Source organism: Mesorhizobium sp. C277A (assembly GCF_040324395.1).
Lineage (GTDB): Bacteria > Pseudomonadota > Alphaproteobacteria > Rhizobiales > Rhizobiaceae > Mesorhizobium.
On record NZ_JAMYVW010000002.1, the window covers coordinates 812,499 to 839,421 of the forward strand.

25 protein-coding genes are annotated in these 26,923 nt (G+C 63.6%); 9 read left to right on the plus strand and 16 right to left on the minus strand.

Going from position 1 to position 26,923, the window contains the following annotated elements:
- The first annotated feature begins 24 nt into the window (after positions 1–24).
- Both NKK52_RS03955 and NKK52_RS03960 read left to right on the plus strand, forming a co-directional pair.
- A complete protein-coding gene (locus NKK52_RS03955; protein WP_023685666.1) occupies positions 25–1,905 on the plus strand; it encodes an ABCB family ABC transporter ATP-binding protein/permease in 1,881 nt (626 codons plus the stop codon).
- A gap of 283 nt (positions 1,906–2,188) precedes the next feature.
- On the plus strand, positions 2,189–2,524 hold the full coding sequence (locus tag NKK52_RS03960) for an antibiotic biosynthesis monooxygenase (RefSeq protein WP_023685667.1): 336 nt from the start codon (positions 2,189–2,191) through the stop codon (positions 2,522–2,524).
- On the opposite strand, the gene NKK52_RS03965 is transcribed toward NKK52_RS03960, so the two are convergent.
- Entirely contained in the window at positions 2,503–3,393 is an 891-nt protein-coding gene (locus tag NKK52_RS03965; RefSeq protein ID WP_023685668.1) for an SMP-30/gluconolactonase/LRE family protein, read from the minus strand. The genes NKK52_RS03960 and NKK52_RS03965 overlap by 22 nt on opposite strands.
- 223 nt (positions 3,394–3,616) lie before the next feature.
- On the opposite strand from NKK52_RS03965, the gene NKK52_RS03970 reads away from it, so the two are divergent.
- Positions 3,617–4,876 (plus strand): DMP19 family protein, encoded by a 1,260-nt coding sequence (locus NKK52_RS03970; RefSeq protein ID WP_023685669.1) that lies wholly within the window; start codon positions 3,617–3,619, stop codon positions 4,874–4,876.
- A gap of 11 nt (positions 4,877–4,887) precedes the next feature.
- On the opposite strand, the gene NKK52_RS03975 is transcribed toward NKK52_RS03970, so the two are convergent.
- Positions 4,888–5,580, minus strand: coding sequence for a lysozyme inhibitor LprI family protein (locus NKK52_RS03975; RefSeq protein WP_023685670.1), 693 nt, complete (start codon positions 5,578–5,580; stop codon positions 4,888–4,890).
- 170 nt (positions 5,581–5,750) lie between these two features.
- Here NKK52_RS03975 and NKK52_RS03980 point away from each other — a divergent pair, with 170 nt between their 5' ends.
- Together NKK52_RS03980 and pssA are read left to right on the plus strand one after the other, a co-directional pair.
- Positions 5,751–6,533, plus strand: a complete 783-nt coding sequence (locus NKK52_RS03980) for a phosphatidylserine decarboxylase (RefSeq protein WP_280940324.1) — start codon at positions 5,751–5,753, stop codon at positions 6,531–6,533.
- Positions 6,534–6,536: 3 nt separating this feature from the next.
- Complete coding sequence (pssA, locus tag NKK52_RS03985; protein WP_023672701.1) at positions 6,537–7,352, plus strand: CDP-diacylglycerol--serine O-phosphatidyltransferase; 816 nt, start codon at positions 6,537–6,539, stop codon at positions 7,350–7,352.
- A gap of 160 nt (positions 7,353–7,512) precedes the next feature.
- Here the strand turns inward: pssA and NKK52_RS03990 are convergent, their stop codons facing one another.
- The gene (locus NKK52_RS03990; RefSeq protein WP_023685672.1) at positions 7,513–9,735 is read right to left on the minus strand and encodes an AMP-binding protein; all 2,223 of its coding nucleotides are present in this window, start codon (positions 9,733–9,735) and stop codon (positions 7,513–7,515) included.
- A 200-nt stretch (positions 9,736–9,935) separates the two neighbouring features.
- Here NKK52_RS03990 and NKK52_RS03995 point away from each other — a divergent pair, with 200 nt between their 5' ends.
- Together NKK52_RS03995 and NKK52_RS04000 are read left to right on the plus strand one after the other, a co-directional pair.
- Positions 9,936–10,424: an Xre family toxin-antitoxin system antitoxin gene (locus tag NKK52_RS03995; RefSeq protein ID WP_023727360.1), complete on the plus strand. Its 489-nt coding sequence runs from the start codon at positions 9,936–9,938 to the stop codon at positions 10,422–10,424.
- The gene (locus tag NKK52_RS04000) at positions 10,421–10,927 is read left to right on the plus strand and encodes an RES family NAD+ phosphorylase (protein WP_023685674.1); all 507 of its coding nucleotides are present in this window, start codon (positions 10,421–10,423) and stop codon (positions 10,925–10,927) included. Before NKK52_RS03995 ends, NKK52_RS04000 begins: the two co-directional genes overlap by 4 nt.
- 3 nt (positions 10,928–10,930) lie before the next feature.
- On the opposite strand, the gene NKK52_RS04005 is transcribed toward NKK52_RS04000, so the two are convergent.
- On the minus strand, positions 10,931–11,341 hold the full coding sequence (locus NKK52_RS04005) for a tautomerase family protein (RefSeq protein ID WP_023672705.1): 411 nt from the start codon (positions 11,339–11,341) through the stop codon (positions 10,931–10,933).
- A gap of 112 nt (positions 11,342–11,453) precedes the next feature.
- Between NKK52_RS04005 and NKK52_RS04010 the strand changes: the two genes are divergently transcribed.
- Positions 11,454–12,317 carry a LysR substrate-binding domain-containing protein gene (locus tag NKK52_RS04010; RefSeq protein WP_023685675.1) on the plus strand — a complete coding sequence of 288 codons (864 nt, stop codon included), beginning with the start codon at positions 11,454–11,456 and terminating at the stop codon, positions 12,315–12,317.
- 134 nt (positions 12,318–12,451) lie between these two features.
- On the opposite strand, the gene NKK52_RS04015 is transcribed toward NKK52_RS04010, so the two are convergent.
- From NKK52_RS04015 to NKK52_RS04025, 3 genes are all read right to left on the minus strand, one after another.
- Positions 12,452–13,360: a DMT family transporter gene (locus NKK52_RS04015; protein WP_023685676.1), complete on the minus strand. Its 909-nt coding sequence runs from the start codon at positions 13,358–13,360 to the stop codon at positions 12,452–12,454.
- A 52-nt stretch (positions 13,361–13,412) separates the two neighbouring features.
- A complete protein-coding gene (locus tag NKK52_RS04020; protein ID WP_023685677.1) occupies positions 13,413–14,300 on the minus strand; it encodes a DMT family transporter in 888 nt (295 codons plus the stop codon).
- A gap of 148 nt (positions 14,301–14,448) precedes the next feature.
- The gene (locus NKK52_RS04025) at positions 14,449–15,954 is read right to left on the minus strand and encodes a S10 family peptidase (RefSeq protein WP_352628280.1); all 1,506 of its coding nucleotides are present in this window, start codon (positions 15,952–15,954) and stop codon (positions 14,449–14,451) included.
- 289 nt (positions 15,955–16,243) lie between these two features.
- Here NKK52_RS04025 and NKK52_RS04030 point away from each other — a divergent pair, with 289 nt between their 5' ends.
- The gene (locus NKK52_RS04030) at positions 16,244–16,750 is read left to right on the plus strand and encodes an OsmC family protein (protein ID WP_023672710.1); all 507 of its coding nucleotides are present in this window, start codon (positions 16,244–16,246) and stop codon (positions 16,748–16,750) included.
- Positions 16,751–16,903: 153 nt separating this feature from the next.
- Here the strand turns inward: NKK52_RS04030 and NKK52_RS04035 are convergent, their stop codons facing one another.
- The 9 genes from NKK52_RS04035 to NKK52_RS04075 all read right to left on the minus strand — a co-directional run bounded on the left by NKK52_RS04035 (position 16,904) and on the right by NKK52_RS04075 (position 26,918).
- Positions 16,904–17,125 carry a hypothetical protein gene (locus NKK52_RS04035; protein WP_023689120.1) on the minus strand — a complete coding sequence of 74 codons (222 nt, stop codon included), beginning with the start codon at positions 17,123–17,125 and terminating at the stop codon, positions 16,904–16,906.
- Positions 17,126–17,260: 135 nt separating this feature from the next.
- Complete coding sequence (locus NKK52_RS04040; RefSeq protein WP_023685679.1) at positions 17,261–17,890, minus strand: hypothetical protein; 630 nt, start codon at positions 17,888–17,890, stop codon at positions 17,261–17,263.
- A 77-nt stretch (positions 17,891–17,967) separates the two neighbouring features.
- On the minus strand, positions 17,968–18,723 hold the full coding sequence (locus NKK52_RS04045) for an SDR family NAD(P)-dependent oxidoreductase (protein ID WP_023685680.1): 756 nt from the start codon (positions 18,721–18,723) through the stop codon (positions 17,968–17,970).
- 30 nt (positions 18,724–18,753) lie between these two features.
- The gene (purF, locus tag NKK52_RS04050) at positions 18,754–20,235 is read right to left on the minus strand and encodes an amidophosphoribosyltransferase (protein WP_023672714.1); all 1,482 of its coding nucleotides are present in this window, start codon (positions 20,233–20,235) and stop codon (positions 18,754–18,756) included.
- A 131-nt stretch (positions 20,236–20,366) separates the two neighbouring features.
- A complete protein-coding gene (locus tag NKK52_RS04055; protein WP_023685681.1) occupies positions 20,367–21,038 on the minus strand; it encodes a CvpA family protein in 672 nt (223 codons plus the stop codon).
- Positions 21,039–21,086: 48 nt separating this feature from the next.
- Entirely contained in the window at positions 21,087–22,490 is a 1,404-nt protein-coding gene (radA, locus tag NKK52_RS04060; RefSeq protein ID WP_023685682.1) for a DNA repair protein RadA, read from the minus strand.
- Positions 22,491–22,720: 230 nt separating this feature from the next.
- Complete coding sequence (locus NKK52_RS04065) at positions 22,721–24,214, minus strand: replicative DNA helicase (RefSeq protein WP_023672717.1); 1,494 nt, start codon at positions 24,212–24,214, stop codon at positions 22,721–22,723.
- A gap of 219 nt (positions 24,215–24,433) precedes the next feature.
- Complete coding sequence (locus NKK52_RS04070) at positions 24,434–25,411, minus strand: small ribosomal subunit Rsm22 family protein (protein ID WP_023685683.1); 978 nt, start codon at positions 25,409–25,411, stop codon at positions 24,434–24,436.
- Positions 25,412–25,568: 157 nt separating this feature from the next.
- Complete coding sequence (locus NKK52_RS04075; protein ID WP_023672720.1) at positions 25,569–26,918, minus strand: cyclopropane fatty acid synthase; 1,350 nt, start codon at positions 26,916–26,918, stop codon at positions 25,569–25,571.
- Positions 26,919–26,923 lie beyond the last annotated feature (5 nt).

Genomic DNA, 26,923 nt, shown 5'->3' on the forward strand with positions numbered 1-26,923 from the left:
CCTCTCACCCCGAAGGCAAGACAAGTGGCAGAAAAAACCGTTTCCGATAGCTCGACCTTCGGCACCTTGCGCAATCTGTGGCCCTATATGTGGCCGGCCGACCGCCCCGATCTCAGGGCACGCGTCACCTGGGCGACGCTGCTTCTGGTCGTTGCCAAGCTGACGCTGGTTGCCGGGCCCTATTTCTTCAAATGGGCGACGGATGCCCTAGCCGGCGACGCCAAATCGCCGCCGCCGCTGCCATCTTTCCTGCTGGCGCCGGTGATGCTGGTCGTCGCCTACAATGTCGTGCGGCTGGTGCAGCTTGGCTTCAACCAGCTGCGCGACGCGCTGTTTGCCCGCGTTGGCCAATATGCGGTGCGCCAGCTCGCGTTCCGCACCTTCGTTCACATGCACCAGCTGTCGCTGCGCTTCCACCTCGAGCGCCGCACCGGCGGCCTGTCGCGCATCATCGAGCGCGGCACCAAGGGCATCGAGACGATCGTGCGCTTCATCATGCTGAACACGGCGCCGACCATCCTCGAATTCGCGCTGACCACCGGTATCTTCGCCTACACTTATGGCTGGAAATATGTGGTCGTGGTGGCAGCCACGGTGTGGCTCTACGTCTGGTTCACGGTTCGCGCCAGCGACTGGCGGATCTCGATCCGCCGCGACATGAACGACAGCGACACCGACGCCAACACCAAGGCGATCGACTCCCTGCTCAACTACGAGACGGTCAAATACTTCAACAACGAGGGTATGGAGGCTGAGCGCTTCGACCGCTCAATGGCACGCTATGAGATGGCGGCGACCAGAATATGGACCTCGCTCGGTTGGCTGAATTTCGGCCAGGGCATCATCTTCGGTCTCGGCACCGTCATCGTCATGTGCATGTCGGCGCTGGAGGTGCAGGCCGGCACGCAGACGGTCGGCGATTTCGTCTTCATCAACGCCATGCTGATGCAGCTTTCGGTGCCGCTCAATTTCATCGGCTTCATCTACCGCGAAATCCGCCAGGGGCTGACCGACATCGAGCAAATGTTCGACCTGCTCGATGTGCCGCAGGAAATCACCGACAAGCCCGATGCCAAGCCACTGGCTGTTACAGCCGGCAAGGTCGAGTTCCGCGACGTGCACTTCGCCTACGACCCCAGCCGCAAGATTCTGAAGGGCGTCTCCTTCGAGGTTCCGGCCGGCAAGACGGTGGCCATTGTCGGTCCGTCCGGCGCCGGCAAGTCGACGATTTCGCGGCTCTTGTTCCGCTTCTACGACGTCCAGGGCGGTCAGGTGCTGATCGACGGCCAGGATGTCCGTGATGTGACGCAGGCGAGTCTGCGCGGCGCCATCGGCATGGTGCCGCAGGACACCGTGCTGTTCAACGACACCATCGCCTACAACGTCCGTTACGGCCGCATCGGCGCCAGCGAGGAAGACATGCAGAAAGCCGCCGAGCTTGCCCAGATCGGCCCGTTCATCGAACGACTGCCCGAAGGCTACCGCTCGATGGTCGGCGAGCGCGGGCTAAAACTGTCGGGCGGCGAAAAGCAGCGCGTGGCGATTGCCCGCACGATTTTGAAGGCGCCGCCGATCCTGATGCTCGACGAGGCGACCTCGGCGCTGGATAGCCACACCGAGCAGGAGATCCAGGCCGCCCTCGACCTGGTCAGCAAGGGCCGCACCACCATCGTCATTGCCCACCGCCTGTCGACGGTGATCACCGCCGACGAGATCATCGTACTCAAGGACGGCGAGATCGCCGAACGCGGCACCCATGCCGAGCTGATGCGCCAACATGGCCTCTACGCCTCGATGTGGGATCGCCAGCGCGAGGCGACGGAAGCCGAAGAGCGTCTGCGCATTGCACGCGAGAGCGATGAGCTGGGGGTGGTCGTCCGCAGAAGGACGTCGGAGGTGAACTAGGGGCGGAGCGCTATCTCCCCCCTTGAGGGGGAGATGTCGCCGAAGGCGACAGAGGGGGTCGCAGCGCGTGGAGCGCTAACCTTCATCGGTCGCAAGGGGGGCGCATCCAGTCGAACCGACCCCCTCTGGCCTGCCGGCCATCTCCCCCTCAAGGGGGGAGATATGCAGCGTCGTCGCCATCATCACCACCGAAAGTTTCCCCTTGACCTCAACCTAAGTTGAGATCGCAAACCCGTTCCTGAGCCACCGAACCCAAGTCGTTCAAGAACGGAGACAGATTCAAATGGATAAACTTGCCGAGGCAGCCGTGTTCAGGGTCGACAAATTCGTCGTTCCTGCCGAGGCCCGTGAAGAAATCCTTCGCAAGGTCAGGGCGACTCATGAATTGCTGCGTCTGCAGCAAGGCTTCGTCCAGGATTTCGTGCTCGAGCAATTTTCGGGCCCGGGCGAGTTCAACCTGGTCACCATTGTCGAATGGGAAAACCAGGCGGCCGTCGACAATGTCGTGCCGATCGTCAAGGCAGCCCATGAGCGGGCGGGCTTCAACCCGCAGGAGACCATTGCCCGGCTGGGTGTGAAGGCCGATATCGCCAACTATCAGCGTCTACCCGAGATGTAAGACGGCCAGCCGACGCCATGTGCGGGCGCTTCGACGCTCAGCACCTGGCCAGTGCGGGCATCGCTGATCATGTTCTCGAAACCACGCCATTCGGCGGCGACGATGAACAGTGTCGTGCCATCCGGCCCGCCCAGCATGCAGGCAAAGCAGCCGCGATCGGCATCGACTGTCTGCAACACCTCGCCACCTTCGCGCACCCGCACGCAGCGCTTGTTGGGAACATCCGCGTACCAGGCAGCCCCTTCGGCATCGAGGCAGATGCCGTCGGGAAAGCCATCGAGATCGGCCCAGACCCGGCGGTTGGAAAGCCCGCCATCCTCCGCGATATCGAAGGCGGTCAGCCGGTTGGCATGCGACTCCGCCACGATCAGTGTCCTGTTGTCCGGCGTCACCGCCATGCCGTTGGCGAAAGCGATGTTCTCGGCCACTTGTCGAACCGAGCCGTCCGGCGTGATCAGCACGATGGTGCCGGGCCCGAAATGCTCGCCCGGTGCAGGCGCCGACCCGCCGCCATTGACATAGATGTTGCCGCGCCCGTCGACGACGATCTCGTTCCACGGGCTCTTTGACAGTTCTCTCAAATCGGCATGGGTGGCGAGCGTCCCGTCCGCGTCCTGCCGCAGCAACAGCCCTTCGCGCCCCGAAATGACCAGCAGCCGCCCGTCCGGCAGCCAGTCGATCGAATAGGGTAGTATCGCAGGCACCGTGAGCATCACCTCGCTCTTGCCGCCCACACCCACCGCGACGATCTCGCCGGTGCCCCAATTACAGACCCAAAGTCGTCCCTCGTGCCAGCGCGGCGACTCCCCGAAAGCGAGGCCTTCTGTAATGACCTTGGCGTTCAAGGCGACTGATTTCGAGGATGGCATTGCGGATCCCTTGGTTTGTCGCCTCGCCGCAATTCGGCATTGTCGCGAAGCGCTTTCCTGCCAAGGACGTGTGAATCTGTGGCGCCCCGACATGACCGACAATTTTGGCAAACCATCGTGCGGATGCCTCTGGATCAGAGTGCCTTTAATCCTTGAGGGCAGCTGATATTGTCGCGTCGGAAATAACCCGTTCGCGCAAGTTTTGCGACCAAGAGTATTTTCGATGTTCGGTTTCTTTTCCCGCAAATCCAAGAAAACGCCCGAGAAGTCGGCATCAGATTCTGGAAAGCAGTTGGAATTCGGCCTGCCGTTGCCAGTCGTCGTACTGCGTTCGAACGTCGAGGATCCTGATGAAAAGCCGTTTTTTCTCGTCTTCGCTGTCATGCAATTCGTCACAGCGATGGTTTCCAAAGGACTCTATCGTTATCCCGAAATCGACACCAAGGCGATGCAGGTCCTTCATGCCGACTCGTACTCTTCGGAGGTAAAGAACGGCGGCCATAGTCAATTCATCCACAATGCCGGGCAGGAAATCGGCGCCATGATTGCCAACGCACGAGCTGGACTCACTGCTTGTGGCGCAAAGGGCCAGCTTGCGACTTTGGAAAAGATGTCCAGCTGGATTGCAGACCATCCCAACGAAGCCGCCCGGCAGACGGGCTTCGAGGGCGGGCGGGATGATTTTCTCGATACACTTGATCATGCGTTCTACGTTGCGGATGAGGCCGCGCCCATGGAAAACCTTTTGGCGCGCTGGATCGCGTCATGGCCTGATCTGCAAGTTGTCGATAGTGACGATTACGACGACGTCATACACCGGCTGGTGATGGCCAATCCGAAGCGCGAAGGCAGGCTTCTTCATAAGTCCGTTGGCAACTTGGCAGGCCAGATGATCTTGAGCTGGCGCGATGTCGGGGCCGGCCTTGCCTGCGCCAAGATCGCGCCGCCCGAGATCAAAATCGCGTTCGGCATGGCAAGGATGCTGAACATAGAAGGAGAGAAACAGCTGGTTTTTCAACTTCAGACCAGCGCGAAGAAGACCCGACTATGCAGTGCGACGGAGACACACGTCACGGTCTACGAGTACATCGCTCCAGAAGAGTTGCTTGTCATACCGCCAGGCGAGAGCCCGCTAGCGGCTAACGCCCCGAAAGTTGGCGCCAAGCTTGGCATTGCTGAAGAGCCCGAGATCACAGCGGTCATCGAGTTGGCGGAACAATACCATGCTCCCGCCGCCGTCGACCTCCTGCTCCGCAAGGCAGGCTTCGACCCGACGGATGCCATCGTTTCTGCGAATTCGGTGGTGCAGAAGGAGGAAGGAGCAATCGTGAATTGGGTGGTGCTGGCATCAGGCCAAGTCTTCCTTTTCCAATCGTTGCGGAACGGCGGTGTGCTCTTGCGCGGCAAGGATGATGAAAGCCTCGCTGAGGCCGCTATGGCCGAGCTCAATGCCCACTTTGATCGCTCCGCTGCGGCGGGTTAGCGACAGCAAGCCTACTTTTTCTCAGTCAGGAAGAACGTGCCATCGGCATGGCCGTTGGCACCGCATGACAGGGGCTCCGATCTGCCATCCTTGCCGGCGCCGCTCTGCTCGACGACAAGCGCATCGCCGTCGCGTCGGAAGGTAAAGACAAAACCGGTTGGGTTGTCGTTGTCGACGGCACGGTCGACCAGCCGCAGAGTGTTGCGCTCCTCGACCGTGCCGTCGATCTCGCATGACCCACTTTCCGAGACTGGATTGGAAACGACATCTTCCGAGATTTCGACCTTGCCTCCGCCAACAGCCTTGATGTCGACGCTGCCGCGCACGCTGCTCCATGTGCCGATCAAACCTGCATCGGGGGGCTTGCGTATGCCGGACAGGAAGGTTGCGCGGTCGCGCAGGAATTCGCCGAGATCGAAAGTCTGTTGGTTCTTGGGCGAACTTTCGTTGAAGCCGGCGATCTGGTCGCGATACGCGATGAAATCGCTTTGGTCGTCCCGCAGCGCCTTGCCGGCATGAGCATCGAGCCTCTTCAGCAGCGCGGCATAATTCTTCGCGACGTCGGCATCGGCCTGCGCCAGGGTCGGATCGGCGCATATGGCCTTTTCCGCCACGCTGGCGGCCTTGGCGCAATCGAAGGATGGCTTGCCTTGCGCCGCTGCGTGGTCGCTCGCTGCCAGGAATACGGTCAAAACGGCACCCATGGCTGCCAATCGTATGGCAACAAGGTACGCTTTGCCTGTGTTTGGCATCATGGGCGGTCGGCCTTTTCGCCGCGCACTGAGCCAGCGGCGGTATGAACTCTGGCGGCAAAGCCGCCGGCAGGCAAGCACGTGACCGTTCCTGCCGGCTGCGGCCGATGCGGCCTTGCCCAATGTTGCGTTGCGGCCGCGGAGCCTTTCCGGTATTGAGGCCGGACCTGAAACAGGGACCGCCCCCAGCCCATGAGCTCCAGCCAATGAGCCTCGTCGACTCGATCAAGAATGCCTTCGTTCCGATCCATCGCGAGGGCTATCCGTTCATTGCCGCCTTTGGTGCGGGCACGCTGTTCCTCGGCTATTTCTCCTCGGTGCTGTTCTGGATCGGCCTGATCCTGACCGCCTGGTGCGTCTATTTCTTCCGTGACCCCGAGCGTGTCACCCCGGTCGATGACAGGCTGGTGGTCAGTCCCGCCGACGGCGTCATCTCGGCGGTCGGCCCGGCCGTGCCACCGCGCGAGCTCGGCCTCGGCAACACCGAAATGACCCGCATCTCGGTGTTCATGAATGTCTTCTCCTGCCATGTGAACCGTGCTCCCGTGCGCGGCCGCATCACCAAAATCGAGCATCGGCCGGGCAAGTTCCTGAATGCCGAACTCGACAAGGCAAGCTCGGAGAACGAGCGCAACGGGCTGGTCATCGACAGTCCCAACGGAATCGTTGTCGCCGTGCAGATCGCCGGCCTGGTGGCACGCCGCATCGTCTGCTGGGCCGAGACCGGCGGTTCGATCGCCATCGGCGAACGCTTCGGCTTGATCCGCTTCGGCTCGCGCGTCGATGTCTTCCTGCCTTCGACCGCGGTGCCGCGCGTCGCCGTCGGCCAGACGGCGGTCGGAGGTGAAACCGTGCTCGCCGAATTCGGCGGCGTCTCCGCAACCCCGCTCGTCAGGATTTCGTAAGCGGTGGGCGCGCCGTTCAAAAAGTTCGAGGCCCATGGCAGCGGCGGCCCGCGCATCCGCGAGATTCCGATGCGCATGGTGCTGCCCAATCTGGTCACCGTACTTGCCATCTGCGCCGGCCTGTCCGGCATCCGCTTCGGCTTCGAGGGCCGTTTCGAGCCGGCCGTGGTGATGGTGCTGCTCGCCGCCTTCCTGGACGGCATAGACGGGCGCCTGGCGCGCATGTTGAAGGCGACATCCAAATTCGGCGCGCAGATGGATTCGCTGGCCGACATCGTCAATTTCGGCGTCGCGCCGGCACTGGTGCTCTACGCCTTCCTGCTCGACCGCGCCGGCTCCTTCGGCTGGATCGCAGCTCTTCTGTTCACCATCGCCTGTGGCCTGCGGCTGGCGCGCTTCAACGTGCTCGACGAAGACCATGACCGGCCGATCTGGCAGAGCGAATACTTCGTCGGCGTGCCGGCGCCGGCCGGCGCCGTGCTGGTTATGCTGCCGCTCTATCTGTCGTTCCTGCGGCTCGGTCTCGAGCCCGACCGCTTGACGGCATTCGTCGCCACCGGCTTCACTGTGCTGGTCGCTTTCCTGCTGGTCAGCCGGCTGCCGGTCTATTCCGGCAAAAGCCTGAAAGTGCCGGGCGACAAGGTGCTGCCGATCATCCTGGCGGTCGTTCTCTACGTCCTGCTGTTGATGACCTATCCCTGGTACACGCTGACCGCCTCTGTCGCAGGCTATCTCATCTTCCTGCCTTTCAGCGTGCGGGCGTATTCGAAGCGCGCCAAGCGCGAGGGCGAAAAAGTGCCGCCGTCGGATATTGGGTAGTTGCTATCTCCCCCCTTGAGGGGGAGATGTCGCCGAAGGCGACAGAGGGGGTCGGTACGCCCCGGACGCGACCTCGTTTGAGCGAAGAGGACGTCGGCGCTTCACGCGAGGCGACCCCCTCTGGCCTGCCGGCCATCTCCCCCTCAAGGAGGGAGATACGCTAAGCCGCCAGGCCCAGCCCCAGCTTCTCGATCGCCAGGTTCCGCGTCGAGACATAATCCGTCTTGCCGGAACCCAGCACCGGGATCTCCCCGACCTTGACGATGTCGTTGGGCACCATCAGTTCGGCCGCACCTGCCTTCTTGCCGAAGGCGCGCAGTTCTTCCGGATCGGCGTCGTCGGCGGTGGTGACCAGCACGATGCGCTCGCCGCGCCTCTTGTCCGGCACCGCCACCGCGGCGTGGCGCTCTTCCGGCCACAGCGACTGCACCAGCATCTCGACGGCGCCCAACGACACCATCTCGCCAGCGATCTTGGCGAAGCGTTTTGCCCGGCCGCGAATGGTGATGAAGCCTTCCCGGTCGACCGAGACGATGTCGCCGGTGTCGTGCCAGCCGTCCAGCGGCTGCAATTCGCCGGGCCGGTCAGCGGTCATGTAGCCCATCATCAAATTCGGCCCGTCGAGCCACAGGCGGCCGGCACCCTCGATACCCTCGACCGGTTCGAGCTTCATGCGCATCGCCGGCAACAGCCGTCCGACCGTGCCGTCGCGACCATGGATGGCGGTGTTGACGGCGACGACGGGAGCGGCCTCCGTCAGCCCGAACCCCTCGATGATCGAGGCATCGAAGCGCTCGCGATAAACGCGCCGCGTCTCCGGCTTCACCGCTTCCGCGCCGGCGACGACGAAGCGCAGGCTGGAGAAATCGCCATCCTTGGCGGTGCGGGCATAGTTGGCAAGGAAAGTGTCGGTGCCGAACATGATGGTCGGCTTCACCTTGCGGGCGATCTCCGGGATGATCTTGTAGTGCAGCGGTGACGGGTAGAGGAACAGTTTCACCCCGGTCACCAGCGGCAGGATGGTACCGCCGGTCAGGCCGAAAGAGTGAAAAACCGGCAGCACGTTGAGCAGGATGTCGGACGGCGAAATGGTAATGCGCGCCTCGGCCTGCATGGCGTTGGCCTGGAGATTGCGGTGCGACAGCACCACGGCCTTGGGCGTGCCTTCCGAGCCTGAGGTGAACAGGATTGCGGCGGGCTTGGCCGCATCCTGCCGCTGCAGCGGGAACCGCCACAGCACCGCTGCTGCGAGCTTTTCCAGCGTCGTGACGCTTGCGCGCACATCCTCCAGCCACAGCATCTTGGCGCCGCCGGCCTCGATGGAGGCGATGATGTCGGCAAGCGCCGCCTTCTCGACGAACGCGCGCGAGGAAACCACCGTTCGGATGACTGCCGCGCGCACCGCGGCGGTTACGCTGGCCGGCCCTGCCGTGTAGTTGATCATCGCCGCTACCCGGCCGGCCGAGAGCAGGCCGACGAAGGACAGCACCACGCCATTGGCGTTGGGCAGCAAAACCCCGACCGCTTCGCCGGGCGCCGCCACCGCCTCGAAACGGCGGCCGAGCACGCGCGCGCCGATGAACATTTTTCGATAGCTGAGCGAGCCGCTGATCACATCCTCGATGATCGGATGCGAGGCGCCGGTGCGATCCGCGGCATCGCGCATGGCCAGGAACAGGCCGCGATCGAGGTTGCTGCCATAAAGCCGCGCCTCGGCGATGCGGTCGAACAACGCATTGGTGTTGGAAGCCTGGTCGGGGTTGCGCGCCACCAGTTCGGCAATCGTCATTGGCTCCAGCACGCTGATCGAGAGTTTTGGGAACCAGTGGCGCGGCGCCCGGTTCTTTGGCGTCAAGGAAACCGGCAGGTCGCGCGAGCCGGTGACGAAGATCGGCACGATGCGGGCGTCGGCCTGCATGGCGATGCGGGTGACGGCGCGGAACAGGCGAAACGTCTTCACATCGGGCTCGACGTCATCGGGCAGGTAGACGGCAAGCCGGCCTTTACCCTTCAGCACCCTGACCAGCCGCCGGCTGACGAAGAGATGCTCGGCGTTGAAGGCGATGGTGCGGCCAAGCTCGCGCCAAGGCTCCATCCAGGGCGAGCGCGCCGAGGCCTCGTCGAGAATGTGCAGCGTGTCGTCGGGCAGCAGCGACAGCATCAGCGCCGGCTCGAAGCGTGACTGGTGCGAGACCACATAGATCACCGGCGTCGGCGCGTTGCGGGCAATGCGGATGCGCCGGTCATCGATCCGGTAGGCGAGCTTGAACGGCACATAGAGTAGCGCCTGGGTAAAGCGCAGGTCGAGACGAAACGTCTCGATAGCGCCAATCAGCAGCCAGGCCAGCACGAGGCCTGCAAGCAGCGCCAGTGTCAGGATCATGCCGCGTCTCTCCCAACGGTCCGGTATGCGGCTCTTCGTCCGCTTCGAGAGCAGAGGGTAGCGCAATGGGGAGCAAGGTCAATGCGCGGGTGCGAGGGAGCGGTGTTCCACCTGACCTCACCAGGCAATGACCCAAACGCAGGCCTTGAAATGTTGCGACACGTGTCGTAAATAAAAGCGACACGTGACGGAGAGGTAATATGGCCAGTTCCCCGCTGGGTTTTGCCGAGGCACCACATATGGAGCCGGAGTTCGAACGAATGGTCGACCTGTTTGGTGGACGGAAGGTTCTTGGATTCTCGGTAGCCAGTCCTCTTGAGGCACATGAAATGATCCTGCATGGAATTCCGGGCCAGGCGCTCGAAAGCCTCGTCAGGCATCTGATGGTCATTGATCCCGCCGATGCGTTTGAGACCGCATTCGGCATGAGCGAGCGGACATTCCAGCGGCACAAATCGGATCACTCCAAGACCCTCAGTCGGGAGCAAGGTTCCAGAACCTGGAACTTCGCCAAGCTCCTGACAAAGGCCACGTCCGTGCTCGGGACTCAGGAAGACGCGGAAAAATGGATGATCGAGTCTGCCATGGGTTTGGACAATCGCCGGCCGATCGATCTGCTGGCCACGGCGGCGGGCACTGCGCTTGTGCAGGAGTTTCTTGAGCGGCTCGACTATGGTGTCTACGCGTGACGCCTTTGCCGGGCTCCCTCGGAACAGGGCAGTTGTTGGGCTGGAGGCTTGATCACAGACGCTTCAAGGCGAGCTGGGACAGTGGCGAAGGAGCCTTCAAGCTTGGGGGAAGGTGGAACAGCAAAGGGATCAGAGCCGTATATGCGTCCATCGACCCATCGACCGCCATCTTGGAGGTGGCGGTCCACAAGGGGTTTCGCACGCTGGATACTGTCCCTCACGTGCTGACGGCATTCGACATCGTCGATCCATCAGAGATTTATGTGGTCCAAACCGACGATATTCCGAACGCGAACTGGCTGCGTCCCGGCATCCCGGGCGCGGGACAGCAGCAGTTCGGCGATGGTCTGCTGGCAAAGCATCCGTTCTTTCTGATCCCCAGCGCGGTATCCCAGCACAGCTGGAACCTGGTGTTCGATCCCAACCGGGCGGCAGGCCTTTATAGCTTGCATCTCCGGGAGGATTTCGTGCTTGATACAAGGCTTCATCCTCCCGCTGGGTAGCAATCAGGCCGTGGCCTTCAGCCGCCCACTGATGAACCGGAACTCCTGCGACTTGCCGCCATAACCGTAAGCAGCGGCCGGGACTTCATGCACGAAGGCATAGCTTTCCTCGTGCACACCACCCAGCAACTTACCAAAGGCCTCAAAGATCGCCTTCAGATAAGCCTCCAGTTCCAGCTTGGTGTTGGTGCCGTCGACCACCTTGATGTCGAGCCAGAAGGTGTTGGCGCCATGCTCCGCCAGCGATTTGCCGCCGGCGAACCAATGCTGCGGGTCGACATAGGTGACGGCGACGGCGGTAATCGTCGGGTCCTTGCGCAGATGGGTTGCCGTCAGCTCGGTGATTTCCTTGGCGATTGTGGCGGACAGCTTGGCGTCGGGCTTGCCGGTGACGCTGATGTTGATGATGGGCATTTTTCTCTCCTTCGTTTGAGCGGCGTCTGTTTGCCGTTGGAGAGACAATGCCATCATCTTTGAATCAAAAAAATCGAATTGTTTCGAACAAAAGGTTCTGTATTATCGAAGCATGCAAGCTCTCGATCCCGATCTGCTCAAAACCTTCCTTGCCTTTGTCGATGGCGGCTCGCTGGCTCAGGCTGCGTCTGCTGTCGGCCGCTCGCCCTCGGCGGTGACCGCGCAGATGCAGCGTCTGGAGGAGATCGTCGGCGAACCGCTGCTGGTGGCGCAGGGGCGCGGGCGCGGGCTGACGCCGGCCGGCGAGGATCTTGTCGGTCATGCCCGCCGCATTCTTGCCGTGCACAGCGAGGCCTGGTTGGCGCTCAAGGGCGCGCGTGCCGCCGGTCGCGTCGCTATCGGCACGACACAGGATTTCGCCGATAGCGGCCTGCCGGAGCTGCTGCGCGCCTTCGCGACCAGCCATCCGCGCGTCAGGGTCGAACTCCGCGTTGGCCGTTCGGCCGAGCTTGGCGAGGCGCTGCAGGCCGGGCAGCTCGATCTGGCTGTTGTCATACGCAAGACGCCGGCCAATGACGAAGTCGGGCTGTTCAGTGAGCCGATGCTGTGGCTGTGCTCGCAAAAAGGGCTTGCCGTGCGGGAAGAGGAATTGCCGCTGGCGCTGCTCGACCCCTATTGCGGCTTTCGCGAAGCAGCACTCGCGGCCCTCGATGCTGCCGGCCGCCGCTACCGCATTGCCGCCGGCAGCGCCAGCCTTGCCGGCTTGCGCACGGCGGTCAATGCCGGCATCGCGCTGACCTTGCGCACCGCCCGCTTTGCCCATTCAGGCATTGCCGAAGCACCGCGCGAATTCGCCCTGCCGCCGGTGCCGACAGCGCAATTCGCGATAAAACTCGGCCAGGGCGCCGAGCGGCCGGCGCGCGATCTTGCCATCCTGCTCAGCGACAACCTCGCCTTGCCCGGCTTTGCCGGCTGATGTCCAAAGAAAAAGCCGACCTTTACGGTCGGCTTTGAGGAGGACGGGTCGAGGGGTTTGGGGGGACTTGGGGGGTGACCCGTCGCACATAAAACTGCCTGATCCGCATGATGGTTCCATGACTTGGAAAATAATTATTGGGTTGCCGCACTTTTTCTCGCGGCCAGCCAGTCGCGCCCCGCATGGGCGAAAACCGCGCACAGTACTATGGCGCCGCCGATCAGGCTGGCGGCCGGCGCGATCTCGCCGAGGAACAGGAAGGCGAACAGGATCGCAAACGGCACTTCGGCGGCACCGAGAAGGCCGGACTCGGGCGCAGGGATCAGCCGCGAGCCTTCCGTCCACAGGATCGACGCCGCCGCAAACGATCCTCCGAAGGCGACGAGCAGCACGGCGTCGCGAGCAGAAATCGCCAGGGGGTCGGTGACGAACCAGCCGAGCACGAACAGCAGAAGCGCCGAGACCGCGCCCGCCCACACCACCGGCGTGTCGCGGAAGGCGCGCACCATGATCATGTAGAGCGCACTGCCGGCGGTCATCAGCAGCGCGAGCCCATCGCCAAACAGATGACCGCTGCCGAAGCCGGAGCCGACCATGATCGCTACGCCGCACAGCGAAACGGCGGCGGCGGCAAGCGTCTGCGCCCGGAACGGCTCGCGCACCAGCACGAAGGCGAGCAGCGCGGTGATGAAAGGCGCGGTGGCGTAGATGACCGCGACATTGGCGACATAGGTGAATTTGAACGCCGAGATGAAGGCGATGCTGGCCGCGGCGCCCTCGAGGGCCAGCAGCCAGCCGCGCCAGCCAAGCCGCAAGCTTTCCGGCCCGCCGGAGCGGCGCCGGCGCCACAGCACATAGAAGGTGATCAGGATCGCGCCGACAAAGCCGCGCCAGCAAGTGATGGTCAGCGGGTCGGCGTGGATCGATTTGGTCAGCACGCCGGTGAGGGCGAAGAAAGCCGCCGAGGCCGCCACCAGCATAATGCCGAGCGTACGCTCGGCAGCGGTATCTGTGGTGCCTGGGCCGTCGAGCGCTTCCGTCATCTCAGCAGCCTATCCGTCTTCTCCTGCCACCATGCTGTCAGCACGGGGGTACTCATAGCCGCTTGCGGAAATGCTCGTTGCCGATGATCAGCAGGCCGGCGCCGACGATCAACGCCGCCCCCAGAAACACCTCGCGACGCGGCACGTCGCCCCAGATCGCAAAGCCGAGCCCGAAGGCCCAGACCAATGAGGTGTATTCGAACGGCGCCACGATCGACACCGGCGCCCGCTTCATGCCTTCGAACAGCATAAATTGCGCCACGCCGCCGAGCGCGCCGACGCTGATCAAAAGCAGCAACTGGCGCCAGTCCGGCATCTGCCAGACCAACAGCGCCGGCACCGCGGAAAACACCAGGAAGTAGAAATTGTTGAGCACAAGCTGGATCAGCGTGCGCTCGGCCAGCGCCGTCTTGCGCAACAGCACCACGGCAATGCCCCACAGCACTGCCGCAGCCAGTACCAAGAGCATCGGCACGGACAAGCCGAGACGAGTGGGATCACAGGCGATGAAGACGCCGACGAAGCCGATGAACACCGCCAGCCAGCGCAACAGCGGCACCTTTTCGCCAAGCATCACCACCGACAGCACGGTGACGATGATCGGGGCGGCGTAATAGATGGTGGTGAGTTCGGCCAGCTGCAGGGAGCGGGCCGCGTTGTAGTAGCAGAGCCAGGCGCCGAGCGTGAAGGCGCTGCGCACCAGCATCGGCCGCACGATGGGCGAGCGCATTGTGTCGGCAAAGATGGGCGGTCCGCCGATTGCAGCACAGCCGATAAGCACAGCGATCGAGCGGAAGAACATGATCTGCCAGACGCTGATGCCGACGACCAGAAGCTTGATCGCGGCGTCCTGCGTCGAAAACAGGAAATAGGCGCAGCCGGTGAACAGGATGCCGGCAAGCACCCTTTCGCGCGTTTCCAGAATGGCAATATCGGCCATGCGGCGTGTCCGGCGCTGTCAAGAGGACGAAGAAGAAGCCTGCCCCAACAGGCTCCCATTGCAGGCTATACGGGCGAAAGCCTGCGGGGCGCTACGCCAGTGGCAAGCTTGCGTTGGCGCAGCCTGGCCGACAGCGTGGGCACGCCGTTCACTGTGTTGCCTGGTAGAGCTCCGAAGCGGCCTCCTTCAGGGCGCGCCGGCCGCCCGGCCTGAGATACATCATGTGGCCGCCCTCGATGACGTCGAGACGGATAGGTTTTGCCCCGCCGAGCGTCGGGATTTGGCTCACCAGATAGCGTGAGGCCAGATAGGGAGTGACCAGATCGGTGTCGCCGTTGACGATCACCACGCCGAGCCCCGGGTTGAGCGAGCGCGCCCGCTGCAGATCGTCCATCACCCCGGCATAGCCTTGCCGCGAGCCGCCATAGTCCCAGGCGTGGGTCACATCGCCATTGAGCAACCTGTAGCTGACATCGGTGCGAAAATTCAGCTCGTCGCGCGCATAACCGACAAAGGCCGAGGTCAGCGCCGGCACGCTGCGGTCGAGCACCGGATCCGGGCCGGCGCTGCGGGCGCTCTCCGGGGCGATGTCGCTGGTGGCGATGGTGCCGTCATACGGGCTGAGCACTTTGCCACTGGCGCGCTGGAATTCGCGCGCGAACAGGCCGGTCGGGATGCGGGCGGAATTGCGCTGCACGAGGTCGAGCGGCAGGCCGGTGATCTCGGCCACGCGCTGGCTGGCCAGCCGCCCGCCCTGTTCCAGCCCGCCGGTCAGAGCCGTGAGGTAGTCGCCCAGCGCATACTTTTCGACCTCGGCGAGCTTTTCGCGCAGTGCTTCGCCGCTGAGGCCTTCGCTGCGCAGGCGCACCGCCGCCAGCGAGGGCAGTTCCAGCGCCCAATGCAGTGGCTGGAATTCGTCGGGCAGCACCAGCGTGAACTCCAGTGCAGGCGAGATCAGCACGATGCCGTTGGGGCTCAGGCCGACATCTTCCTGCAGGGTCCTGGCGAGAAGTGCCGCGCGGAACCCGCCATAGCTTTCGCCGGCAAGGAAGAGCGGCGATCCGGTGCGGCCGTTCTGGGCGAGATAGAGCCGGATGAAAGCGCCGATCGAACTGGCGTCCTGGCTGACGCCCCAAAAATCTTTTGTGTCCTGGCCGGGGGCCTCGCGGCTGTAGCCGGTGCCGACCGGATCGACGAAGACGAGGTCGGTCATGTCGAGCCAGCTGTCGGGATTGTCGATCAGCTTTTGCGGCGGCGGCAGGAATTGGCCATCGGCGCCGGTCGCGACGACACGCGGGCCGAGTGCGCCGAGATGCAGATAGGCGGATGCCGCGCCCGGGCCGCCATTGAAGACGAAGGTGATGGGGCGAGCCTTCTCCGCGCCCGCCAGTGGCGGCAGCGTATAGGCGACATAGAAGATTTCCGCGGTGACCTCGCCCTTGCCGGATAGCAGCGACAGCGTGCCGGCCTTAGCCTGATAGTCCAGCTTGCGCCCGGCAATGGTGATTGAATGGCTGGTCGTCTGCGGTGCCGGCAGCAGCGACAGCACGCCGCCTGCCGGTGCGGGGCGCTCGGGCGTTTCGGCGACGACTGGCTGCGCGAAGGCTGCAAGCACCAACAGGGTAAGCGAGATCAGTTTCAGCTTGAACGGCATGATGCCTCCGCGGGAATGACTCTGCTTAGGTATGGCTCGGGCGGTCGAAGTCAAAGTAACTCTTCGCGAGCTAGCGTTCCTTCACGCCCCCTCTGTCCTGCCGGACATCCCCCACAGGGATGGAGATTGGATGTCGCGACCGCCTTCGCTAATCGCCGGCGTAGAAAGCGCCATCGGCGAAGCTGCAGATCTCCCCCCTGTGGGGAGGTGGCCGGCAGGCAGAGGGGGGCGCTGTCTCGCCGGCATATCAGTGCTATCAAAGCGCGACGGACTCGAAAAGGAATGCAACATGGACGCCACCGCACTCAAGGCCATGCAGGCACCGATCAAGGAGGCTTATCGCGACGATTCCTCGCGAGCGCTGATCACGCTTCGCGCCAAAGGCTCCATCGACGACCAGTCGATTGCCTGCAAGGTCGAGACGGGCAGGGCGCTGGCGGTCGCCGGCCTGCATCCGGCGACCGGCGGTTCCGGGCTCGAATTGTGTTCGGGCGATATGCTTTTGGAGGCGCTGGTGGCGTGCGCCGGCGTGACGCTGAAGGCAGTGGCGACGGCGCTGGAATTCAGGCTTGGCGCAGCCACCGTCGAGGCCGAAGGCGATCTCGACTTTCGCGGCACGCTGGGCGTGGCCAAGGACGCCCCCGTGGGCTTTCGCGCCATCCGGCTGAATTTCAACCTCGACACGGATGAGCCGCAGGCGCGCATCGATTCGCTCATCAAGCTGACCGAACGCTATTGCGTGGTGTTCCAGACCATCAACAGCAAGCCGGAGCTGACGGTGAGTGCGCGCGCCTGATCTCCCCCCTTGAGGGGGAGATGTCGCCGAAGGCGACAGAGGGGGTCGGGCCGACTGGACGCGACGCCCTTTGTGCGGAAGGAGGTTGGCACTCTACGCGAGGCGACCCCCTCTGGCCTGCCGGCCATCTCCCCCTCGAGGGGGGAGATTGCGCTACTGCGCAGCAGGCTCTTCCGCGTCGCCCTCATCGGTAAACGGCGAGGCGCTCGGCACGCAGTTGACCGCCCAGCCGGCCGGCGTCGGCTGCTTCTGATATTCGGTAATCGCGTTTGTGCACTGTTCGCGGGTGTCGAAGGTGCTGGGCAGCACCACCATGCCGCCTTGCGGGCCGGCGATCACCAGGTACCAGACCAATGCTACGCTGGGAGCAGCCATGGGAATTCCTCGCTTTGCTGAGTGTCGGAGTCGGGTCGACCCTAGCAACTCCCGGCTGATGGCGAAAGCAGGGCGAGGGGGGAGGGACCTGCCGGATCATCACAGACCCGTGAACGAACCGCTCCCAGACGTCTCTCAGTTCGTCGCAAAGCAGTAGAACAGGCCGTCGCCGCCGGTGCCTTTCAGCGCCTCCTGGCTGCAGCCGCCGCGCGAGGCATGCGAGGAGTTCCAGGATTTCGCCGCCGCCGACTCATCAAGGCCGGTGCGGTCGTGATGGCCCATCATCGCCGCGCCCTCCGCCCCGCTCAAGGTCCAGTCGCCGCAGGTCTGGTCGGCGATCTTGGTGCCGTCAGGCTTCGAGCCGGTCAATATGTCGTGCCGGTTCGGCTTGTCGCCGCGGCCATTGACCACTTGGCCCTTCTCGGTCAGCGCCGTCTGCTTGTTGATGGCGTTGGCGTCGCTGTGCAGCGAGGCGACGTCATCGGCAATCTTCTCGCCCTTGGCGTTGACCCAGGGACCCTTGCCGATACGGTCGCGCGCATCGACATTGGCGCTCGAGAGATAGGCGTGCCATTCCTTGCCGGTAACCCCAGCCGCTTCCGCCAGCGAGGCGCAATGCGCGTCGGCACCCTTGAGACCGCCGAGATCGGCGCCTTTGCCGGAACCGACGCTGGTGACGAAGAAACTCATCTTTGCGTCTTGCGCCAGCGCCACGCCGGCTGTGGCGGCAATCGCGGCGGCGGCAACGAGAAGAAGTCTACGCATGTCGGTCCTCCGGTTTCGAATGTCCTACATTCGAAGAAACGTAACTGGAGGCCTGTTTAATCCCGCTACAACCCGGTTTATTCCGGCTGCCGGTAGGCGACGAAGCGGTTGTTCTTGACCTGGAAGATCAGCCCCGTCTCTTTCATCTCGGGGCTCGCCAGCGGCACGATGCGTTTTGCCACCTCTGAGGGGTGCGGCAGCGTTTCCGGATCCTCGCCGGGCGCGGCCTGCGCACGCATGGCGGTGCGGGTGGCGCCGGGGTCGACGGCATTGACGCGGAGCGGCAGGCTCTGCGTCTCATGCGCCCAGGAACGCGTCATGGCTTCCACCGCCGCCTTCGACGCCGCATAGGGCGCCCAGAAGGCGCGCGCCGAATGCGCGGAGCTGGAGGACATGAGAATGGCGCGGCCGGCGTCGGACAGCCTGAGCAGCGGGTCGACCGAGCGGATCAGCCGCCAGGTCGAGGTGACATTGATGGTCATTACCTTCTCGAAGGTTTTGGCCTCGACATGGCCGATCGGCGAGATGACGCCGAGCACGCCGGCATTGGCCACCAGAATGTCGAGCTTGCCCCAACGCTCGTGAATGGCCCCGCCCAACCGGTCGATGCCGGCCATGTCTGAGAGGTCGAGAGGCACCAGCGTCGCTTCGCCCTTGCCGGTTTTCGCGCGTTCGGCCTTGATCTGGTCATCGAGTTCTTCCAGCCCGCCGACGGTCCGGGCAACCGCAATGACATGGGCGCCAGCGGCGGCAAGTTCATTGGCGATGAAGTAGCCGATGCCGCGCGAGGCGCCGGTAACGACCGCGACGCGGCCGGAGAGGTCGAGGGTCATGCGAGCGCTTTCAAGGATAGCAGTTGGGCTTTACGCCCCGTTGTTCGCCAGCAGCGACAGCGTGCGCACATTGTCGTGGCCTTCGAAGTCGAGCAGGCGGGTCGGGTACTGGCCGGTGAAACAGGCGTCGCAGAATTGCGGCTGCTCATTGTCGCGGCTGGCTTCGCCGACGGCGCGGTAGAGCCCGTCAATGGTCAGGAAGCCGAGCGAATCGACACGGATGAACTCGGCCATTTCCTCGATCGACATGCGCGATGCCAAAAGCTTCGACTTCTCCGGCGTGTCGACGCCGTAGAAGCACGACGCGCTGGTCGGCGGCGAGGCGATGCGCATATGCACTTCCTTGGCGCCGGCGTCGCGCACCATCTGCACGATTTTCTGGCTGGTGGTGCCGCGCACGATCGAATCGTCGACCAACACCACGCGCTTGCCCTCGATCATCCGGCGGTTGGCGTTGTGCTTGAGCTTGACGCCCATATGGCGGATCGAATCGCCGGGCTGGATGAAGGTTCGGCCGACATAGTGGTTGCGGATGATACCGAGTTCGAAGGGGATGCCTGCCGCCTGGGAGAAGCCGATTGCCGCCGGCGTGCCGGAATCCGGCACCGGCACGACGATATCGGCCTCGACCGGGCTTTCCTGCGCCAATTCGGCGCCGATACGCTTGCGCACTTCGTAGACATTGCGGCCTTCGACCGAGGAGTCCGGGCGGGCAAAATAGACATATTCGAAGATGCAGAAGCGGGTCTTCTGCGGCTCGAAGGGGAACAGGCTCTCGATGCCCTTCGAGGTCACCACGACCATTTCGCCGGGCTTCAGGTCGCGCACGAAGCGGGCGCCGATAATGTCGAGCGCGCAGGTTTCGGAGGCCAGGATCCAGGCGCCGTCGAGGTCGCCGAGCACCAGCGGGCGGATGCCGAGCGGATCGCGGCAGCCGATCATCTTCTTGGAGGTCATCGCAACCAGCGAGAAAGCGCCTTCAACCTGACGCACGGCGTCGATGAAGCGCGAATTCAAATCGCGTTCCTTGCTGGTGGCAACGAGATGCAGCAGCGTCTCGGTGTCGGAGGTCGACGAGAAGATCGCGCCCTGTTTCTGCAGCGCGCGCTGCACGGTCATGGCGTTGGTGAGATTGCCGTTATGGGCGACGGCAAAGCCGCCATCGGCGAGTTCGGCGAAGAAGGGCTGGATGTTGCGCATGCCGGCGCCGCCCGTCGTGGCATAGCGCGTGTGGCCGATGGCACGGTTGCCTTGCAGGCTGTCGATGACGTGCTGCTTGGTGAAGGTGTCGCCGATCAGGCCGACATGGCGTTCGACATGGAACTGCGTGCCGTCATAGGAGACGATGCCGGCCGCTTCCTGGCCGCGATGCTGCAGCGCATGCAGGCCTAGTGTGACGATGGCCGCAGCGTCCTGCCGGCCGAAAATGCCGAACACCCCGCATTCATCGTGGAAATGATCGTCTGCTTCGGCGGAAAGGACGTCGTCCGCGTCTGCCTTCGAAACTGCCATGGGGCTCAAGCTCCGCTAAAATGGCCATATAGTGCGATAGCACCGCGAAAGCAACGCACGTCGTGCGCCGTTCACATCAAAGTCAGGCCGGAACTGCCGGGATGGCGCCTGTCAGGCACCATCCGTCCGTATCAGTTTGCCGGCGCGGCCGGAGCCGGAGCCGGAGCAGCGGGCGCGGGTGCGTTATCGGCCGGAGCGTCGGTCTCGTCGTCGGGCGCCGGCGTATCGTCACCGGTTGCCGGAGCATCCACCGCCGGTGCATCGGCCGCCGGAGGCGTCTCGGCTGCCGGCTGATTCGGATTGAGCTTCTTCAGGATGGCGTTTTCCGGATCTTCGGGCAGCAGGCTTTCCAGCTTGGCGCCGATGGTCTCGAGCAGCGGCTTCGACTTGGCGTTGGCGATCCAGGCAGGGGCCTTGGCGCCGGCCAGCCAGTTGAAGAACAGCAGCGCCACGGCGACGACGAGGACGCCGCGCGCGGCGCCATAGAGGAAGCCCAGCGTACGGTCGAGCGCGCCGATCCTGGAATCGATGATCCAGTCGGCAAGCTTCATGGTGATGACGGAAACGACGATCAGCGCGATGAGGAAGACGATGCCGGCGGATGCCGCCATGGCGATCTTGTCGCTTTCGACATAGGGCTGAACGTAAGGCAGCACCGGCTTGTAGAAGAAGAATGCCGCCGCGGCGGCAGCCGCCCAGGACACGACGGACAGGATTTCGCGTGACAGGCCGCGAACCATGGCGAGCATCGCCGAGACCAGGGTGAAGCCGACGAGAATTCCGTCCAGCAGCGTAATCGGCATGTCATTCGCCCCACTCAGATTGTCTTTTCACGGCTCGGGCGAGCCGCGTCAATCTTCCACGTCGACACGGCTGCGCCGTGAGCCGGCTATGCGTGCGACGAGATCGGCAAGTTCGGTCGGCTGGAAAGCGCCGGCCCCGATCCCCCCGACAACCTCCTCGCTGCCCAAGGGCAGAACCGCACTTCCAAAACCCAGCTTTTCGGCCTCTTTAAGGCGCTGCTGCGCATGCGCAACCGGCCTCACTGCGCCCGACAGGCTGATTTCGCCGAAATAGACGCAATCGGCGGGAAGGGCAAGACCGGTGAGCGACGAAACCAGTGCAGCGGCAACCGCCAGATCGGCCGCCGGCTCGGAAATCCGGTAGCCGCCGGCGACGTTGAGGTAGACATCGTGGGTGCCGAAGCGCACGCCGCAATGGGCTTCGAGCACGGCAAGGATCATCGACAGCCGTGCGCCGTCCCAGCCGACGACGGCACGGCGCGGCGTGCCCAATGTGGACGGCGCCACCAGTGCCTGGATCTCGACCAGCACCGGACGTGTCCCTTCCATGCCGGCAAATACCGCGGCACCCGGCGATTTTGCGTGGCGTTCGCCGAGGAACAGCTCCGACGGATTGGCGACCTCGCGCAAGCCCTTGTCCGACATCTCGAAGACGCCGATCTCGTCGGTCGGCCCAAAACGGTTCTTCACCGTGCGCAGGATGCGGTAGTGATGGCCGCCTTCGCCTTCGAAATAGAGAACGGCGTCGACCATGTGCTCGACGACGCGCGGACCGGCGATCTGGCCTTCCTTGGTGACATGGCCGACCAGCACGATGGCAGCACCGGTGGATTTGGCGTAGCGGATCATCGCTTGCGCCGAGGCGCGCACCTGGGTGACGGTGCCGGGCGCCGAGTCGGCCATGTCGGTCCACAGCGTCTGGATGGAATCGAGGATGACGAGGTCCGGCCTTTTGCCGTCGGCTATTGTTGCCAGGATATCCTCGACATTGGTCTCGGCGGCAAGTTCGACCGGCGTGTCGGCGACGCCAAGCCGCTGCGCCCGCAGCCGGATCTGCGCGACAGCCTCTTCGCCCGAGACATAGACGATGCGGTGGCCCTTTGACGCGAGTGCGGCCGCGGCCTGGGTCAAAAGCGTCGACTTGCCGATGCCGGGATCGCCGCCGACCAACAGCGCCGAGCCGCGCACGAAGCCGCCGCCGGTGGCGCGGTCGAGTTCGCCAATGCCGGAGATGATCCGCGGCGCATCCTCGATGTCACCGGACAGGCTGGTCAGCACCACGGCGCGGCCCTTGCGCGCATTGCGCGTGTTGGCCGGTCCCGAGCCGATGCCGCCCGAGGTGCCTTCCTCGACCAGCGTGTTCCACTCGCCGCAGGCATCGCATTTACCGGCCCAGCGCTGATGCACCGACCCGCAATTCTGGCAGATGAACTGGACGCGCGATTTAGCCATGGAGTGATGCTGCCTGCAAATGACCGAAGGAGGGTGATCCTGCACACCCCCCTCTGTCCTGCCGGACATCTCCCCCGCAAGGGGGGAGATTGGCTATCGTCGCTGCTTTCGCCAATCGCCAACGTGGCAAGATGAGCGCCGTCCGCAAAGCTGCTGATCTCCCCCCTTGCGGGGGAGATGGCCGGCAGGCCAGAGGGGGGCGTGACGGAGCGCTGCGGTAGGCCAAAAAGCTACTCGAACCTCTCCGCAATATGATGCTCTTCGGCGAGGTCGGAAAACCGTGTGAACTCGCCATGGAAGGCGAGGCTCACCGAACCTGTCGGGCCGTGGCGCTGCTTGGCGACGATGACTTCGGCCTTGCCGCGCATCTCGTTCATCTCGTGTTCCCACTTGATGTATTCGTCGGTGCCGGGCTTCGGTTCGCGGTTCTTCAGATAATATTCCTCGCGGTAGACGAACATCACCACGTCGGCGTCCTGCTCGATCGAGCCGGATTCGCGAAGATCGGACAGCTGGGGGCGTTTGTCTTCGCGGCTTTCGACCTGACGCGACAGCTGCGACAGCGCGATGATCGGAACGGAGAGTTCCTTGGCCAGCGCCTTGAGGCCGGTGGTGATCTCGGTGATTTCCTGCACCCGGTTCTGCGACGATTTCGCGCTCGACCCCTGCATCAGCTGGATATAGTCGATGACGATGAGGTCGAGGCCGCGCTGACGCTTCAGCCGCCGCGCCCGCGCCGACAGCTGCGCGATAGAGATACCGCCGGTCTGGTCGATGAACAGCGGGATCTTCTGCATGGTCTGCGAGCAGGCGACCAGCTTTTCGAAATCCATCTCCGAAATCTCGCCGCGGCGGATTTTTGACGACGAAATTTCCGTCTGTTCGGAAATGATGCGGGTGGCGAGCTGCTCGGACGACATTTCCAGCGAGAAGAAGCCGACGACGCCTCCATTGGCTGCCTTGAACGAGCCGTCGGCCTGCTGCGCCGGCTCATACATCTCGGCGATGTTGAAGGCGATGTTGGTGGCGAGCGACGTCTTGCCCATGCCCGGACGGCCGGCAATGATGATCAGATCCGACGCCTGCAGGCCACCCATGCGGCGGTCGAGATCGCGCATGCCGGTGGCGAGGCCCGACAAATGGCCGTCGCGCATATAGGCGGCGTTGGCCATGTCGACGGCGGTCTTGACCGCGTCGGTGAAGCTCTCGAAGCCGCCGTCGTAACGGCCGGTTTCGGCCAGTTCGAACAGCCGCCGCTCGGCATCCTCGATCTGTTCGGACGGCGCCATGTCGACCGGCGCGTCATAGGCGATGTTGACCATGTCCTCGCCGACGGTAATCAGTGCCCGGCGCGTGGCCAGATCGTAGATGGCGCGGCCATAATCGGTGGCATTGACGACGGTGACGGCTTCGACCGCCAGACGAACCACATATTGCGCCACCGTCATGTCGCCGACCTTCTCGTCGGCCGGCAGGAAGGTTTTCAGCGTGATCGGCGTCGCCACCTTGCCCATGCGGATGAGCTCGGCCGCGACCTCGAAGATTTTCCGGTGCAGCGGCTCGTAGAAATGGCCGGCCTTGAGGAAGTCGGAGACGCGGTAGAAGGCATCGTTGTTGACGAGGATGGCGCCGAGCAGCGCCTGCTCGGCCTCGATGTTGTTCGGCGCTTCACGATAAAGCGGTTGCTGCTCCGCCACGCCGAATTTTCGCGCTGCCTCTGCCATGATGTCCCCGATTTTGATCCCGGCTTCTCGATATCAGAACGAGATAAATCGGTGCTGACCTTTCTGCATCACCGCACGACCAATCAACCTCGATGCCCGTTGTTCACAGGGGCGGCAAACCGTCCACAGAAGAGTGTTTCCGCGCCCCGATTCCGGTTGACTCAGAAAGGCGCTGACTTTTATCCGAGTCGTTGGAACAGAGCAAGAACAATCTGGTGATTATCCGCTTCTTCCGTCCAATGTATCGCCCCAGTCCAGTCGCCGCGCTGCCTTGAACAACTCGCCCTCGCGCTTGGTGAAAAGTGTCTCGCCGGCGCCGCCATCCGGCTGGCACAGTTTGAGCAGCACCTTGCCGGAGCCCGATTTCGGCGGCGCAATCACGCGGGGCTGACGTGCAGGCGCGGGTTGCCGCGAAGCCGCGACGTAGATGAATTTCTCGTCCTCCCACGGCACGTCGGCGTCCTTGGCCAGGCGATGCAGGCGCGAGCGGGCGACGCGGCGCGAAAAATGACACCAGTCGGGGGGCTCAAGCGGGCAGGGCGCCTCATGCGGACAAGGCGCCAGCACATGCGCCCCGGCCTCCAGCAATTGCCTGCGCGCTGCCAGGATGCGCTGCCAGCCGGCCGGTGTGCCGGGCTCGACGATCAGCAGTGTGTCGCCGGTCAACTGCCAGAGCCGGCCGACAAGCTTCGGCAGCGATGCCGGCGCGATCTCGTCCAGCACATAGGCGCAGGTGACCAGATCGGCAGGCTTGAGATCGGCAAGGTCGATGGTCACGTCGCCGGCGCGCCAGTCCATCCTGGTGGCGATGGTATCAAGGGCGAGCGACTGGCCAACCTTGCGCACCGCGGCGCTTGCTTCAACCAGAACCGCCTCTTCGAGGTCGGGCCACAGGTCTGTAGTGGCCCAAAGCACCGTGCCAGGACCGGCGCCGACATCGAGCAAGCTCGTTGGCTGGAAATCGGGCCGCGCATAGGCGAGTTCGTCGAGACCGGCCCGTACCGCCGCGTAGGTCGCCGGCAGCCGCGTCGCCAGATAGGCTTTTACCGCCATCTCTTCGGCCATGTGCAGGCGGCCGTCGCGCAATTCGGCGCGGTAGCGGTCAGACAGCGTCTTTGCCGCCTGGCGCAGCACCGCCAGCGGTATCGTTTCGAGCAGGCGCTCGACGCCTTGTCGCAGCGAGGCGGGGAGTTCCACGCTCAGGCTCCGCGTGGCGCGAGCACCGAGGCGCGGGCGAACTCGACAAGGGTGGTGGCGATGGTGGGCAGGCAGGTCATTAAAAAAGGTCTCGCGAGAACGAGACCTTTTTCAGTGTCAGAGCCGTCAATGGCAAGCGGCAATCGCAATCGAGGCGTTATTCGCGATCCGCCACCTTGCGACGGCGCGCTGGCTTGGCCGCAACGGACCTGACAGCAACGGACCTGGCAGGCACAGACCTGGCGACAGCAGGCTCGGCGGCCGCCGCCTCCTGACGATGCCCCATTTCGCGCATTTCGAGCGCCTTTTCACATTTGGCCATGTAGTCGCGCGTCATCGGCAGCGTGTCGTTCTTCTTGGCGATCTGGATCTGGAAGATCACCAGATCCTGCCAGCGGAAGGCGGCTTCCGAAGCCGCCAGATAGAACTCCCACATCCTGCAGAAGCGCTCGTCATAGATGGCCTTGGCCTTGTCCCGGTTGGCGGCAAAGCGCTGGCCCCAATGCTTCAGCGTATCGGCATAGTGCAGCCGCAGAATCTCGATGTCGGTGACTACAAGGCCCGACTTCTCGATCGCCGGCATCACCTCCGACAGCGAAGGAATGTAGCCGCCCGGAAAAATGTACTTGCGGATGAAGGCGCTGGTCGCCCACGGCACGCCGGAGCGGCCGATCGTGTGCAAGAGCATGACGCCGTCCGGCTTCAACAGCGTCGCCGACTTGTCGAAGAAAGTGCGGAAGTGGTTGACGCCGACATGCTCGAACATGCCGACCGAGACGATGCGGTCGAAGCGTTCGTTGAGTTCGCGGTAGTCCTTGAGGTCGAAATGCACGCGGTCCTGCAAGCCTTGCGCATGCGCCCGGTCGGTGGCGACGCCGTGCTGCTCGGTCGACAGCGTCACGCCTTGCACGTCGACATCGAAAGCCTTGGCGAGATAGAGGCCGAGCCCACCCCAGCCGGAGCCGATATCGAGCACGGTCTGGCCGGCCTTTAGCCTGAGCTTGGCGGCGATATGGCGTTTCTTGGCCATCTGCGCCTCGTCGAGCGTCATGTCCGGCTGTTCGAAATAGGCGCAGGAATACTGCATGTCGTCGTCTAGGAAGAGCCGGTAGAGGTCACCCGACAAATCATAGTGGCGCTGCACGTTGCGGCGCGCCCGTGATGCGGTGTTGATCTGCTGCAGGCGGCGAAAGGCGTGGCGCAGACCCTCGATGGCCTTCGACCAGGTGGCGTCGATACCGCCGCTGCCCATGTTCTGGAAGGCGATGCGCATCATACCCAGTACGCCGCCCTCGATGATGTCGAGTTCGCCGTCCATATAGGCTTCCGGCACGGCCAGCATCGGATCGAAGGTAATGGCGCGCTCGGCATGCGCGGTCTTGATGTGCATATGCACCGGCTCGCCGCTGCCGTCGCCGAAAACCACTGTCGAGCCCTTCGGCCCGGTGACTTTCAGATTGCCCGTACGCACCAGGCGGTCGAGAACGCGCTTCAACAGAATATTCATCACCA

Coding starts and splice junctions, on each gene's coding strand:
- NKK52_RS03960 (WP_023685667.1), top strand. CDS start 2,189: ATGGATAAACTTGCCGAGGCAGCCGTGTTCAGGGTCGACAAATTCGTC.
- NKK52_RS03965 (WP_023685668.1), bottom strand. CDS start 3,393: ATGCCATCCTCGAAATCAGTCGCCTTGAACGCCAAGGTCATTACAGAA.
- NKK52_RS03970 (WP_023685669.1), top strand. CDS start 3,617: ATGTTCGGTTTCTTTTCCCGCAAATCCAAGAAAACGCCCGAGAAGTCG.
- NKK52_RS03975 (WP_023685670.1), bottom strand. CDS start 5,580: ATGGGTGCCGTTTTGACCGTATTCCTGGCAGCGAGCGACCACGCAGCG.
- NKK52_RS03980 (WP_280940324.1), top strand. CDS start 5,751: ATGTTGCGTTGCGGCCGCGGAGCCTTTCCGGTATTGAGGCCGGACCTG.
- NKK52_RS03990 (WP_023685672.1), bottom strand. CDS start 9,735: ATGATCCTGACACTGGCGCTGCTTGCAGGCCTCGTGCTGGCCTGGCTG.
- NKK52_RS03995 (WP_023727360.1), top strand. CDS start 9,936: ATGGCCAGTTCCCCGCTGGGTTTTGCCGAGGCACCACATATGGAGCCG.
- NKK52_RS04005 (WP_023672705.1), bottom strand. CDS start 11,341: ATGCCCATCATCAACATCAGCGTCACCGGCAAGCCCGACGCCAAGCTG.
- NKK52_RS04010 (WP_023685675.1), top strand. CDS start 11,454: ATGCAAGCTCTCGATCCCGATCTGCTCAAAACCTTCCTTGCCTTTGTC.
- NKK52_RS04015 (WP_023685676.1), bottom strand. CDS start 13,360: ATGACGGAAGCGCTCGACGGCCCAGGCACCACAGATACCGCTGCCGAG.
- NKK52_RS04020 (WP_023685677.1), bottom strand. CDS start 14,300: ATGGCCGATATTGCCATTCTGGAAACGCGCGAAAGGGTGCTTGCCGGC.
- NKK52_RS04025 (WP_352628280.1), bottom strand. CDS start 15,954: ATGCCGTTCAAGCTGAAACTGATCTCGCTTACCCTGTTGGTGCTTGCA.
- NKK52_RS04030 (WP_023672710.1), top strand. CDS start 16,244: ATGGACGCCACCGCACTCAAGGCCATGCAGGCACCGATCAAGGAGGCT.
- NKK52_RS04035 (WP_023689120.1), bottom strand. CDS start 17,125: ATGGCTGCTCCCAGCGTAGCATTGGTCTGGTACCTGGTGATCGCCGGC.
- NKK52_RS04040 (WP_023685679.1), bottom strand. CDS start 17,890: ATGCGTAGACTTCTTCTCGTTGCCGCCGCCGCGATTGCCGCCACAGCC.
- NKK52_RS04045 (WP_023685680.1), bottom strand. CDS start 18,723: ATGACCCTCGACCTCTCCGGCCGCGTCGCGGTCGTTACCGGCGCCTCG.
- purF (WP_023672714.1), bottom strand. CDS start 20,235: ATGGCAGTTTCGAAGGCAGACGCGGACGACGTCCTTTCCGCCGAAGCA.
- NKK52_RS04055 (WP_023685681.1), bottom strand. CDS start 21,038: ATGCCGATTACGCTGCTGGACGGAATTCTCGTCGGCTTCACCCTGGTC.
- radA (WP_023685682.1), bottom strand. CDS start 22,490: ATGGCTAAATCGCGCGTCCAGTTCATCTGCCAGAATTGCGGGTCGGTG.
- NKK52_RS04065 (WP_023672717.1), bottom strand. CDS start 24,214: ATGGCAGAGGCAGCGCGAAAATTCGGCGTGGCGGAGCAGCAACCGCTT.
- NKK52_RS04075 (WP_023672720.1), bottom strand. CDS start 26,918: ATGAATATTCTGTTGAAGCGCGTTCTCGACCGCCTGGTGCGTACGGGC.